We start from the raw sequence: 12,450 nt of genomic DNA, 5'->3' as shown, positions 1-12,450 counted from the left end.
GCGCCGAGCAGATCATGGCGTGGTGCCGCGAGCGGCTGGCCGCTTACAAGGTGCCGCGCATGGTCAGCTTTGTCGACGCCCTGCCCAAATCCGCCACCGGCAAGATCCAGTGGCGGGCACTGCAGGAACTGGAGCAGGACCCGGGCGGGAATCAATAGCTCAGTAGCTCAATAGCTCACTCAATAGCAGCGGCTACCGCGAGCGGATGCCACCGGATCTGCCGGTGCCGCGCGCGCGACATGAAAAAGAAGGGGGAGACACGATGAAAGCAACCAGACGGACCTGGCTGGGCCAGGCAGCGGCACTGGGCGGCGGCGCGCTGCTGGGCGGGTGGCAACTGCCGGCGCTGGCACAGGGGAGCTATCCGGGGCGGCCAATCCGCATGGTGGTGCCGTATCCGGCCGGCGGCGGCACCGATACCATCGCGCGCATGATCGGTCAGCGCCTGACCGAGGCCTGGGGCCAGCCGGTGGTGGTGGACAACAAGCCCGGCGCCAGCGGCATGCTCGGCAACGATATCGTGGCCAAGGCGCCGCCCGACGGCTACGCGGTGCTGCTCGGCATTACCGCCATGATCCAGTCGCCCAGCCTGTACAAGCGCATTCCCTATGACGTGGGGCGCGATTTCGCGCCGGTTTCCCTGCTGGCCAGGTCCTTCGACCTGTTCGTGGTGCCCAACCGGGTGCCGGCCAATACGATGGCCGAGTTCGTGGCGCTGGCCAAGGCCAGCCCCGGCAAGCTCAGCTATGGCTCATACGGCAACGGCACCTCCTCGCACCTGCACGGCGAACTGCTGAAGATGCAGGCCGGACTGGACCTGGTGCATATCCCCTACAAGGGCGCCGCGCCGCTGATCAGCGACGTGCTCGGCGGGCAGGTGGATTCGGCCTTTGTCGATGTGACCTCCGCCAACAGCTATCTGAGCAGCGGCAAGTTCAAGATCCTGGCCATCACCGGCACGCAGCGCTACAAGTCGATCCCTTCGGTGCCCACCTTCGCCCAGGCCGGCTTTTCCGGCTTCGAGCCGAGCGGCTGGTTCGCGGTGTTCCTGCCCGCTCGTACGCCGCGCGAGGTGGTCGGCCGGCTCTCGGCCGAAATCGGCCGTATCGTGCGCCTGCCCGATATCTCGCAGAGGCTGTCGGCAATGGGGCTGCAGCCGGTCGGATCGTCGCCCGAGGAACTGGCTGAGGTGATCGCGGCCGACACGCCCAAGTGGGCCCGCATCGTGCGCGATGCCCACATCCAGCTGGACTGAGCGCCGCTGCGCCCGCTACTCAAGAACATGCCTTTTTATACACATTGCCACCAGGATCCGCCAGGAGGAATTTCCATGGAGACCATCCGTTATGCCGTTGCCGATGGCATTGCCACCCTGACGCTCGATTACCCGCAGCGCAAAAACGCGCTTAACGGCACCATGCGCCGCGAGATCGGCGAGGTGGTGCAGCAGTTGCGCCAGGATGGCAGCGTGCGCGCCTTGATCCTGACTGGCGCAGGCACTGATTTTTGCTCGGGCGGCGACATCAGCTCGATGCAGGGCGAGATCAGCGCCGAGCAAGGCCGCCAGCGCCTCGCGGCCATCCATCCCTGGCTCGAGGACCTGATCCATCTCGACCGCCCGGTGATCGCGGCGGTGGACGGGGCGGCCTATGGCGCCGGCTTCAGCCTTGCCCTGGTGGCCGACATCATCCTGGCCACGCCGCGCGCGCGCTTTGGCTTGCCCTTCCTGCGCCTGGGCCTGATACCCGATTGCGGCGTGTTCTACACGCTGCCGCGCATGATTGGCCTGCAGCGCGCCAAGGCGCTGATGTTCTCGATGCGCGAGCTTAGCGCTGAAGCGGCGCTGCAGCAGGGCATCGTGATGGAGATCGTGCCTGCCGGGGAGCTGCAGGCGCGCGCGCTGGCGCTGGCCTCGGCCTTTACCGAAGCCTCCCCGGTCGCGGTGGCGCTGACCAAGAAGGCGCTCAATGCCTCGCTCAACCAGGACCTGCACAGCATGCTCGAGATGGAAGCGGACGGCCAGGGTATCGCCTTCGCCACCGGCTACCGCAAGGAGGCCGCGGCCCGCTTCCTGGAGAAGCAGCCGCCGCGCTACCGCTGGCCCGACTGATCCCCGGGGCCGCCGGACCGGTGCTGCGATGCAGCACGCTCCCGCTCCCGCTCCGGCCAGGAACGCAGGACCACCCCTTGCCCCGGCCTGTCCGCGCCGCGGCAAGCGACATCAATCAAGGAGAACAGCATGGGTAATCCCGACAAGAACGTGACGATGGCGGCCCGCAAGGCGTCCTGGATGAATGAAGAGCTGGGCATGTTCCAGGACACCGTGCGCCGCTTTGTCGAGCGCGAGCTGGTGCCGAACGAGGCGCGCTGGGCCGAGCGTGGCTACATCGACCGCGAGGTCTGGAACCGCGCGGGCGAAGTCGGCCTGCTGTGCGCGAGTATTCCGGAAGAGTACGGCGGCGGCGGCGGGAACTTTGCCCACGAGGCGGTGATCTGTACCGAAATGGCGCGTGCGATCGCTACCAGCCTGGGCAACAGCGTGCACAGCGGCATCGTGGCCCATTACTTGCTCAACTACGGTACCGAGGCGCAAAAGCGCAAATGGCTGCCGCAGATGGCTTCAGGCGCCATGGTGGCCGCCATCGCCATGTCGGAGCCTGGCGCGGGGTCCGATCTCAAATCGGTACGCACCCGGGCAGTGCGCGAGAAGAGCCAGGATGGAGACATCTATCGCATCAACGGTGCAAAAACCTTTATCACCAATGGCTACCACGCCGACCTGATCTGCGTGGTGGCCAAGACCGATCCCGAAGCCGGCGCGCGCGGGGTCTCCCTCATCATGGTCGAGACCCGGGACCTGGCAGGCTTCAGGCGCGGCCGTATTCTGGAAAAGATCGGACAGAAGGGCCAGGACACCGCCGAACTGTTCTTCGATGACGTCTGCGTGCCCGTTGACAACCTGCTGGGCGAGGAGGAAGGAAAGGGCTTTTACCAGTTGATGCAGCAACTGCCGCAGGAGCGCATGATCATCGCGCTCGGGGCGGTGGCGAGCATGCAGCGCGCCATCGAACTCACCACCGACTATGTGCGCGAGCGCCAGGTCTTCGGAAAACCGTTGATCGATATGCAGAACACGCGCTTCAAGCTGGCGGAGTGCAAGACCGAGGCAACCATCGCCGCGACCTTCGTCGACGATTGCATGGTGCGTTTGCTCGCAGGCGAACTCGATGCCCCCACCGCGGCCATGGCCAAGTGGTGGTGCTCGCAGAAGAACTGCGAAATCATCGATGAATGCCTGCAGCTGCACGGTGGCTACGGCTATATGCTCGAGTACCCGATCGCCCGCATGTATGCGAACGCAAGGGTGGGCAAGATCTATGGCGGCTCCAACGAGATCATGAAGGAGCTGGTGGCGCGCACGCTTTGATGCCGGTGCGACGCCGGTGCGACGCCGGTGTGACAGTCGCACGACGCGTGCGTGCGTGCGGGACCACGCGCTCAGCCTCTCATGCCAACGCCGTAGTACGTTGGCAGTAGGCTGGCCGCAACGCCCCGCGCAGCGCGGGTTGCGCGCTGCGAAGCGCGCAACCGGTTACAAACCGCCTGTGCAGGGAAAGCGGGAAAGGTGTAATGTGTGTCACAAGACATGGTTCAAATGCCCGTCGCGAGTGGGGCCTGGAGTGGTGGTACGGTGAGTCGGACTTATCTGTTGCGCTATTGAAAAGTTCGTCAACCGACTCTCGGTTCTCGCCGTTATTTGACTATGATGAAGTAAGGATTTCGCAACATGGCAGCACCGCCAGGCCGGGGTGGCGGAGCCGCAAAAGCTGCCGCGAAGTCTTGGATGTAGCAGAGCTGCCTTCGCCTCGGACGGGAATCTGACGGGAGTGAGGTATGGACATTTTCGGCCACTACGCCACACGCTTCGAAGCTCGCAAGGAAGAGGAATACAGCATCCAGGAATATCTGGATATCTGCAAGAAGGATCCTTCCGCCTATGCGACCGCGGCCGAGCGCATGCTCGCCGCCATTGGTCAGCCCGAACTGGTGGATACCCACCACGATCCCCGGCTGTCGCGGCTGTTCTTCAACAAGGTCATCAAGATCTATCCGGCCTTCCGCGAGTTCTACGGCATGGAAGACACGATCGAACAGATCGTCTCTTTCTTCAAGCACGCCGCGCAAGGTCTCGAAGAACGCAAACAGATCCTCTACCTGCTCGGGCCTCCCGGCGGCGGCAAGTCTTCCCTGGCGGAAAAACTCAAGGCGCTGATGGAGCAGATTCCCATCTACGCACTGAAGGGTTCACCGATCCATGAATCGCCGCTCGGGCTGTTCGCCCCCGAGGAAGACGGCAAGATCCTGGAAGAGGACTACGGCATCCCGCTGCGCTATCTCAGCACGATAGCCTCGCCCTGGGCGGTCAAGCGCATGCACGAGTTCAACGGCGACATCACGCGCTTCCGCGTGGTCAAGCTCAGGCCATCGGTGCTGTCGCAGATTGCGATCTCCAAGACGGAGCCGGGCGATGAAAACAACCAGGACATTTCCTCGCTGGTCGGCAAGGTCGATATCCGCAAGCTGGAAGACTTCCCGCAGGACGATCCGGATGCCTACTCGTATTCCGGCGGCCTGTGCCTGGCCAACCGCGGGCTGCTCGAGTTCGTCGAGATGTTCAAGGCGCCCATCAAGGTCCTGCACCCGTTGCTGACCGCGACCCAGGAAGGCAACTACAAGGGTACCGAGGGTTTCGGCGCGATCCCCTTCGACGGCATCATCCTGGCGCACTCGAACGAAGCCGAGTGGACAACCTTCAAGGCCGACAAGAACAACGAGGCTTTCCTCGACCGGATCTACATCGTCAAGGTGCCGTATTGCCTGCGCGTGTCGGACGAGGTGAAGATCTACGACAAGCTGCTGCGCAGCAGTTCGCTGTCGGCTGCGCCATGCGCGCCCAACACCTTGAAGATGATGGGACAGTTCGCCGTGCTCACCCGCATCAAGGAGCCGGAGAATTCGAACATCTTCTCCAAGATGCGCGTCTATGACGGCGAGAGCCTGAAGGACGTCGATCCCAAGGCGAAGTCGTACCAGGAGTACCGCGACTACGCCGGCATCGACGAAGGCATGAACGGCCTGTCCACGCGCTTTGCCTTCAAGGTCTTGTCCAAGGTCTTCAACTTCGACAATACCGAGGTGGCCGCGAATCCGGTGCACCTGCTCTATGTGCTCGAACAGCAGATCGAGCGCGAGCAGTTCCCGCCGGAACAGGAAGCCAAGCTGCGCTCCTACATCAAGGAGTACCTGACCGCGCCGTTCGTGGAGTTCATCGGCAAGGAGATCCAGACCGCTTACCTGGAGTCGTACTCCGAATACGGCCAGAACATCTTCGACCGCTACGTGGTGTTTGCCGACCTGTGGATCCAGGACCAGGAGTATCGCGACCCGAACACCGGCGAAATTCTCGACCGCAACGCGTTGAACGACGAGCTGGAGAAGGTGGAAAAGCCCGCGGGGATTTCCAACCCCAAGGACTTCCGCAACGAGATCGTCAACTTCGTGCTGCGGGCGCGGGCCAACAACGCGGGCAAGAACCCCGCCTGGACCAGCTACGAGAAGCTGCGCATGGTGATCGAGAAGCGCATGTTCTCCACCACCGAAGACTTGCTGCCCGTGATCTCGTTCAACGCCAAGTCCTCTCGCGAGGATCAGGACAAGCACGCGAACTTCGTCAACCGCATGGTTGAGAAGGGTTACACGGCGAAGCAGGTCCGCCTACTTGTGGAGTGGTATTTGCGCGTAAGAAAATCATCGTAACGGCGCCTGAACGAGGCCTCTTAACGAGGGCAAGCATATGGCCACGGTCATCGATCGGCGCGAGAACGGCGGCAACAAGAGTGCCGTCAACCAGCAACGCTTCATCAAACGCTACCGCGAGCAGATACGCCAGGCGGTAGCGAAGGCGGTGTCCGGCCGGAAGATCATGGACATCGAGCAGAGCGGGCAGGTGTCCATTCCGGTCAAGGACATCTCCGAACCTGCCTTCCACCACGGCCAGGGCGGCCGGCGGGAGTGGATCCACCCGGGCAACAAGAAGTTCGTCCGGGGGGATAGCTTCGACCGCCAGCAGCAAGGGTCGGGCGGGGGCGGCTCCAAGGCGAGCGATTCGGGCGAAGGCGAGGATGATTTCGTCTTCACCCTGTCGCGCGAGGATTTCCTCAACTTCTTTTTCGAGGACATGGCGCTGCCGGACATGGCCAAGCGCCACCTTGCCAAGATTGCCGAGGTCCGCAAGGTCAGGGCGGGATTTTCCATCGACGGCACGCCGTCCAATCTCTCCATCCTCCGTACCATGCGAAGTTCGCTGGGGCGGCGCATCGCCTTGTCGAGCCCGTATCAGAAGAGGCTCACCGTGCTGGAGCAGGAGTATGGCGAGGTGCTGGAGCAGGATGGGCCCTATTCGGCACGGGCGCTCGAGCTGATGAAGGAAATGCGCCACCTGCGCTCCTGCGTGGAACGCGTGCCCTTCATTGAAAAGCTCGATCTGCGCTACAACAACCGCGTGCTGAAGAAACGCCCGCAGGCGCAGGCGGTGATGTTCTGCCTGATGGACGTCTCCGGCTCGATGGACGAGAGCCGCAAGGATCTCGCCAAGCGCTTCTTCATGCTCCTGTATCTCTTCCTCAAGCGCAACTACGACCGTATCGACGTGGTGTTCATTCGCCATCACACGGTGGCGAAGGAAGTGAACGAGGAGGACTTCTTCCATTCGCGCGAGTCCGGTGGTACGGTTGTATCCAGCGCGCTCAAGCTGATGGTCGAGGTGATTCACGACCGCTATCCCGCCAGCCAGTGGAATATCTACTGCGCCCAGGCATCGGACGGCGACAACTGGGCGGGCGATTCGGAGTTGTGCGGGCGGTTGCTGCGCGAATCCATCCTGCCGCTGGTGCAGTATTACGCCTATGTGGAGGTGGCTTCGGAGGAGCCGCAAAACCTCTGGGAAGAGTATCTGGCGGTGAAGGAGCGCCATGAGAACTTCGCCATGCAGCGTATCATCGGGCCGGACGAGATCTATCCCGTGCTGCATGACCTGTTCCAGAAGAAGGCGGCCTGGCCGTCGAGCCGCTGAGGTAGGGTGTCGTTTCTTGCAGGTGTTTTTCGGCTGCTTCGCCAGACGGTTTTCCGCTCTCCCTTCGGCGAGAGGGGCAACCCGAGGCGATTGAGAAGCGGGGGAAATCTTCGCCCGCAACGGGGGTCGTAAATGGCATATCTCTCCACCGGCTCGGAGTGGACCTTCGAGCTGATCCAGCGCTATGACCGCGAAATCGCTCGCATTGCCGGCGATTTCGGACTGGACACCTATCCCAACCAGATCGAGATCATCACCGCCGAGCAGATGCTCGATGCCTATGCATCGTCCGGCCTGCCGGTGGGCTACAGCCACTGGTCGTACGGCAAGCACTTCCTGGCGTCGGAGCGCAGCTACCAGCGCGGGCATATGGGCCTGGCCTACGAGATCGTCATCAACTCGAACCCCTGCATCGCCTACCTGATGGAGGAGAACACCATGCCGATGCAGGCGCTGACCATCGCGCACGCCTGCTACGGCCACAACGCCTTCTTCAAGGGCAACTACCTGTTCCGCACCTGGACCAACGCCGACGCCATCATCGACTACCTGCTGTTCGCCAAGAACTACGTAGCCGAATGCGAGCAGCGCTACGGCGAGCAGGAAGTGGAGCTGCTGCTGGATTCCTGCCATGCGCTGCAGAACTACGGCGTGGACCGCTACAAGCGGCCCAAGAAGCTCTCCATCGCCGAGGAGCAGGCGCGCCAGACCGAGCGGGAGAACTATCTGCAGATGCAGGTCAACGACCTGTGGCGCACCCTGCCCAAGCACCGCGCAAACGCGCTGGAAGACGACGAAGCGATCGAGCGCGAATCGGCTTTCCCGCCGGAGCCCCAGGAAAACCTGCTTTACTTCATCGAGAAGAACGCCCCCAAGCTGGCGCCCTGGCAGCGCGAGATCGTGCGCATCGTGCGCAAGATCGCCCAGTACTTCTATCCGCAGCGCCAGACCAAGGTCATGAACGAAGGCTGGGCCACCTTCTGGCACTACACCATCCTGCACCAGCTTTATGAAGAAGGCCTGGTCAACGACGCCTTCATGATGGAACTGCTGCAGGCGCACACCAATGTGATCTACCAGCCGCCGTACAACAGTCCATACTACAGCGGCCTCAACCCGTACACCGTGGGCTTCCTGATGTTCCAGGACCTGCGCCGCATGTGCGAGAACCCGACCGAGGAAGACTACCGCTGGGCGCCGGAGTTCGCCGGCAGCGACTGGCGCAAGACGCTCGACTTCGCCATGCGCAACTTCAAGGACGAGAGCTTCCTGCTGCAGTTCCTGTCGCCGCGCGTGATCCGCGAGCTCAAGCTGTTCTCCGTGCTCGACGACGATCGCGAAAGCAAGCTGCGGGTGACCGCCATCCATGACGACGAGGGCTACCGGAATATCCGGCAACTGCTGGCCAACCAGTACGACCTGTCGAATATGGAGCCCAATATCCAGATCACCAATGTGGATGTGGGCGGCGACCGCTCGCTGACGCTGCGCCACCTGCAGAACGACCGCCGCCCGCTGGCGCAGAATTTCGACGAGGTGATCCGGCACGTGACGCGCTTGTGGGGCTTTACGGTCCGGCTCGAGGTGGCCTACGAGGACGGCCGGCGCGAGTCCAAGTACGAATGCAAGCCGGAACGCCGGCACCGCAAGGCGGCCTGACCCGCCCGGGCCCGGCGGCGGCGAAGCGCCGCGCGCCGTGTGCGCTCAGCCGCCCTCGTGGCCGGCGGCGTGCCTTGCCGGCGCCGCCTGCGCGGCGGCGCGCAGGATGGCCGCGGCAGCCCACTGCCCGCTAGCGGCTGCTGCATCCGTGAAGGGCGCGTTCACATAGTCTCCCGCCAGGAAGATCCGGCCTTGCGCGGCGTCCGCGCGGGTCCGGTAGGCCAGCACGTCGGCGGCGCGGCCCACCGGCACATGGGGCATGGCCTGCTCCCAGCGCGTGATCCTGGCGTCCTGCAACTGCCGCGAGATGCCCGGGAGATAGCGCTCGATCTCGGGCAGCACTTCGGCGAGGAGCTGCGTGTCGCTTGCGCCCATCAGCGTGGCGGCGGCACCGTCTTCCAGCATCGCCTGGACCACTTGCCCACGTTCCTGCGCATCGCGGGGGCCGCCGTGATGGCGTTTGCCGGCCTCCAGCGCGAGCGCCGCCACGTGCCGGCGTTCGCCGCGCGGCACCAGCAGGCCGTAGGTGCCGGCCAGGCTCGCCGGCACCCGGAAGCCCGGCCGCGTCAGCAGAGACAGGTTGATGGTGCGGCTATAGCCGGAGGCGAGCAGGCGGCGCTCGAGCGGGTCCGTGCCTTGCCAGACGCGCTGTGCCAGCGGCGCCGGCAGCGCACAGACGACATAGTCGGCGCTGGCCGAGAAGCCCGCTCCCGCCACCATCACACCGGCGCCGTGCTGGCGGATGGATTCGACGCGGCGGTTCAGCTCGACATCCAGCGTCCGCGCCAGCGCGCGCGGCAGGCTTTGCATGCCGCCCGCCAGGGAGGTGGTGGCATGGCGGCGCCAGCCGAAGCCGCTGGCCATCATCGCCAGCGCGGCGGAAGTGGTTTCAGGGGCAAGGAAATACAGGCCCTGAAGCATCGGCTCGGTGACGTAGGCGAGCGCGTCTGCGCAGCCACGGTGCGCAAGCCAGTGGCTGGCGGATTCCCGGTCGTAGCACGTCCAGCGGCCCAGGTCGTCGAGCGGCAGCGTCTGCAGGCCGTGGCGCTCCCCGCTCAGGGCCAGGCCCAGGCGCAGCCAGCCGGGCAGCCCCAGCAGGCCGCTGCGCAGCGGGTCGAACAGGCTGTCCGCGCGCACGCGGCGCGGGCGGCCCTGCCGCACCACGGCATTGACCTGGCTGGCCATGCCGATCTCGCCGGCCAGGCCGAGCCGCTGCGCCAGCTGCGGCAGCACCGTATAGCCGGCCGACAGGAATTGCGCGCCGCACTCGATCCGGTGGCCGCCGAGCGTATCGGTGCGCATGCGGCCGCCCACCTCGCCGCTGGCTTCGAAGACGCGGACCTGCGCGCCCGCGCGCGCCAGCGCATCCGCGGCGCACAGTCCGGCAATACCGGCGCCGGCCACGATCACGGTGGGCGGGCGGCCGGATTCACCCGGCGGCGGCGGGCGCAACGATGAAAGCGGTGGAAGCGGCGAAGCGGTAACCATGTTCTGCATGTTCTGCATGTTCTGCATGTTCTGCGGCCTGTCCCATGTCTCGAGCGCCCGAACGATCCGGGCGACGTGCGACAATCTACCGGCTTCCCGTACGCAGGCCAATTCGCTTTCCGCTCAGGTTTTCCCATGCCCACCGCCACCGAACCGCCAAGGCGCCGCCAGCCCTCGCAGCAGCGCGCCCAACATACCGTACAGGCCATCCTGCAAGCCGCCGCGAGCCTGTTCGCCGAGCACGAGATGCGGAACCAGCCGGAGCCCACCACGGAACAGATCGCGGCGCTGGCAGGGGTGTCGGTCGGTTCGCTGTATCAGTACTTCGCCGATCGCGCGGCCATCGGCCGGGCCCTGATCGAGCAATTGCGCGAGAGCGCCATGGCGGGGCTGGAGGCCATGCTGGCCGAGCGCATGGCGGTCTGGGCGGACGCACCCGAGGCGGTCGGGACCGCGGCGGAAGAGGCCGCGCGCGCCGCCCTGCGCGCCTATGTACAGGCCTATGTGCACAGCTTCGGCGGGCACGACCCGCACACCCGGGCCCTGGCGCGCCTGGCCTGGCGCCATGATCGCGACGAGGATGCCGTGGCCGCGCTGCGCACCGCCAGCGAACGCATCGGCGCGCAGTTGCAGGCACTGGGCATGCCGGCGCTGCGGGTACCCGCGCCGGCCCAGATGTTTGTGGTCACGCGCGCCCTGTTCGGGGTGGTGAGGGCCGCGTCGCTGGAGCGCTCGCCCCTGCTCGGCAGCCCCGAGCTGGAGGACGAACTGGTGCGCCTGTGCTGGGGCATGCTGCTGCGCGGCCCGGACGCGGCCTGACACGCGGGCGGATTCAGGCGGCGTCGGTGCTCCAGCCGCGGGCCAGTTCGACCACGCCGCGTTCCGCCTCGCCGCATACGGCTTCTCCCACCACCCGTCCCCAGTAGTGCTCCGATCCGTCCGCCAGCCGCCACGCATGCAGGCGGCGGGTATAGATCTGCAGATCGTATTCCGCGGTGATGCCGATGGCGCCATGCACCGCATGCGCGATGGCTGCCACCGGCGTGACCGCCTCGCTGGCGTTGAGCTTGCCGATGGCCGCGCGCAGCGGGTCCGGCAGCCAGCCGGTGCCCGCGCAGGCGATCTGCGCCGCCATGCGTGCGGCGGTGACGTGTTCGGCCATCACGCTGATCTGGTGCTGGATGGCCTGGAACTTGCCGATGGGCCGGCCGAATTGCTGCCGGTCGTTGGCATATTGCAGCGTCATGTCGAACACCTGCGACATCGCGCCCGCCAGTTGCGCCGCGTGCAGGCAGGCACCGATCTGGCGCAGGGTGCCAGCCGGCAGCGTGAAGGCGGGCAGGCCGTCGCACGCGGGGCGGGGCAGGATCGCCGCGAGGTCGGCGTGGGCGCCGGTCGCGCGGGCCTGCGCGCGGGCGCGGGGCAGCAGCGCACAATGCGTGCCTTGTTGCACCAGGAACCACGCCGCCTGTGCGCCGCCGGCCACCAGCGCGCGATCGTCGGCGGCATCGCCGGCGCTATCGAAGCATGCCAGGGCGATGGGCTCGGGCGGTACCGCCAGCCCGGCGGCATGCAGCAGGGTGCGGGCAAACAGGGTCTGGCCCAGCGGCAGGGGCAGCGCGTGACGGCCCAGCGCGAACAGCACCGGCGCGAGCTCCTCCAGCGGCAGGCCGGCGCCGCCGGCCTCCTCGGGCAACAGGCAGTCGGCAAAGCCGCTGTCCTGCAGCGCCTGCCACAGGGCGGGGCGATCTTCGCCGCCTTCGACGGCGCGCACGACGGCAGCCGGGCAGCAGTCGCGCAGCACGGTTTCGAGCGCGTCTGAAAAAGCATTGTGCATGGGAGAACTCCGTTTCAGCGCAGGCCAAGGCCCCGCGCGATCATGCCGCGCAGGATCTCGCGCGTGCCGCCGCGCAGCGAATAGGACGGCGCGACCTGGCTCACATAGGCCAGGGTGCGATAAAGGCCGGGATCGGCGGCGAGTTGCGCATCGTCTCCCAGCGCGGCTTCGGCCAGCGCCGGGATCGACTGCTCGAATTCCGTGCCCAGGTCCTTCACCAGCGCGGCTTCCACCACCGGGCTTGCGCCCTCGGCAAGCCTGGCGGTGACCGCCAGCGACATGGATCGCAGCACCGCCAGCCTGGCCGCCAGCCGGCCAATGGCGACGGTGTCGC

Annotated in this window: 11 protein-coding genes; 8 read left to right on the top strand and 3 right to left on the bottom strand. The window is 65.6% G+C overall.

What is annotated here, in order from left to right; translation table 11 throughout:
• The 7 genes from P3W85_RS27880 to P3W85_RS27850 all read left to right on the top strand — a co-directional run.
• Positions 1–158, top strand: a 158-nt coding sequence (locus P3W85_RS27880) for an AMP-binding enzyme (RefSeq protein ID WP_276267135.1), incomplete at its 5' end; no start/stop codon positions are given.
• A 104-nt stretch (positions 159–262) separates the two neighbouring features.
• On the top strand, positions 263–1,255 hold the full coding sequence (locus tag P3W85_RS27875; RefSeq protein ID WP_276267134.1) for a tripartite tricarboxylate transporter substrate binding protein: 993 nt from the start codon (positions 263–265) through the stop codon (positions 1,253–1,255).
• A gap of 75 nt (positions 1,256–1,330) precedes the next feature.
• Positions 1,331–2,110 (top strand): enoyl-CoA hydratase/isomerase family protein, encoded by a 780-nt coding sequence (locus tag P3W85_RS27870; protein WP_017227428.1) that lies wholly within the window; start codon positions 1,331–1,333, stop codon positions 2,108–2,110.
• A 129-nt stretch (positions 2,111–2,239) separates the two neighbouring features.
• Entirely contained in the window at positions 2,240–3,427 is a 1,188-nt protein-coding gene (locus tag P3W85_RS27865; protein ID WP_017227429.1) for an acyl-CoA dehydrogenase family protein, read from the top strand.
• Between the two features lie 467 nt (positions 3,428–3,894).
• Positions 3,895–5,817: a PrkA family serine protein kinase gene (locus P3W85_RS27860; RefSeq protein ID WP_017227430.1), complete on the top strand. Its 1,923-nt coding sequence runs from the start codon at positions 3,895–3,897 to the stop codon at positions 5,815–5,817.
• A 37-nt stretch (positions 5,818–5,854) separates the two neighbouring features.
• A complete protein-coding gene (locus P3W85_RS27855) occupies positions 5,855–7,132 on the top strand; it encodes a YeaH/YhbH family protein (protein WP_017227431.1) in 1,278 nt (425 codons plus the stop codon).
• Between the two features lie 132 nt (positions 7,133–7,264).
• Positions 7,265–8,791, top strand: a complete 1,527-nt coding sequence (locus tag P3W85_RS27850) for a SpoVR family protein (protein WP_276267133.1) — start codon at positions 7,265–7,267, stop codon at positions 8,789–8,791.
• 45 nt (positions 8,792–8,836) lie between these two features.
• On the opposite strand, the gene P3W85_RS27845 is transcribed toward P3W85_RS27850, so the two are convergent.
• A complete protein-coding gene (locus tag P3W85_RS27845; RefSeq protein WP_276267132.1) occupies positions 8,837–10,306 on the bottom strand; it encodes a protoporphyrinogen/coproporphyrinogen oxidase in 1,470 nt (489 codons plus the stop codon).
• Positions 10,307–10,414: 108 nt separating this feature from the next.
• On the opposite strand from P3W85_RS27845, the gene P3W85_RS27840 reads away from it, so the two are divergent.
• Entirely contained in the window at positions 10,415–11,098 is a 684-nt protein-coding gene (locus tag P3W85_RS27840) for a TetR/AcrR family transcriptional regulator (RefSeq protein WP_276267131.1), read from the top strand.
• Between the two features lie 13 nt (positions 11,099–11,111).
• Here P3W85_RS27840 and P3W85_RS27835 read toward each other — a convergent pair whose 3' ends face one another.
• Together P3W85_RS27835 and P3W85_RS27830 are read right to left on the bottom strand one after the other, a co-directional pair.
• Positions 11,112–12,116: an acyl-CoA dehydrogenase gene (locus tag P3W85_RS27835; RefSeq protein ID WP_276267130.1), complete on the bottom strand. Its 1,005-nt coding sequence runs from the start codon at positions 12,114–12,116 to the stop codon at positions 11,112–11,114.
• Positions 12,117–12,130: 14 nt separating this feature from the next.
• Positions 12,131–12,450 (bottom strand): acyl-CoA dehydrogenase family protein (locus tag P3W85_RS27830; RefSeq protein ID WP_276267129.1); only part of this gene is annotated, 320 nt, incomplete at its 5' end.

The sequence above is a fragment of the Cupriavidus basilensis genome, assembly GCF_029335485.1.
Lineage (GTDB): Bacteria > Pseudomonadota > Gammaproteobacteria > Burkholderiales > Burkholderiaceae > Cupriavidus > Cupriavidus basilensis_E.
Note: the sequence above shows the minus strand (reverse complement) of the source record. Positions and strands in the feature narration are given on the sequence as shown.

Excerpts from the sequence above, each read along its gene's own strand:
- P3W85_RS27875 (WP_276267134.1), top strand. The coding sequence starts at position 263 with ATGAAAGCAACCAGACGGACCTGGCTGGGCCAGGCAGCGGCACTGGGC.
- P3W85_RS27870 (WP_017227428.1), top strand. The coding sequence starts at position 1,331 with ATGGAGACCATCCGTTATGCCGTTGCCGATGGCATTGCCACCCTGACG.
- P3W85_RS27865 (WP_017227429.1), top strand. The coding sequence starts at position 2,240 with ATGGGTAATCCCGACAAGAACGTGACGATGGCGGCCCGCAAGGCGTCC.
- P3W85_RS27860 (WP_017227430.1), top strand. The coding sequence starts at position 3,895 with ATGGACATTTTCGGCCACTACGCCACACGCTTCGAAGCTCGCAAGGAA.
- P3W85_RS27855 (WP_017227431.1), top strand. The coding sequence starts at position 5,855 with ATGGCCACGGTCATCGATCGGCGCGAGAACGGCGGCAACAAGAGTGCC.
- P3W85_RS27850 (WP_276267133.1), top strand. The coding sequence starts at position 7,265 with ATGGCATATCTCTCCACCGGCTCGGAGTGGACCTTCGAGCTGATCCAG.
- P3W85_RS27845 (WP_276267132.1), bottom strand. The coding sequence starts at position 10,306 with ATGCAGAACATGCAGAACATGCAGAACATGGTTACCGCTTCGCCGCTT.
- P3W85_RS27840 (WP_276267131.1), top strand. The coding sequence starts at position 10,415 with ATGCCCACCGCCACCGAACCGCCAAGGCGCCGCCAGCCCTCGCAGCAG.
- P3W85_RS27835 (WP_276267130.1), bottom strand. The coding sequence starts at position 12,116 with ATGCACAATGCTTTTTCAGACGCGCTCGAAACCGTGCTGCGCGACTGC.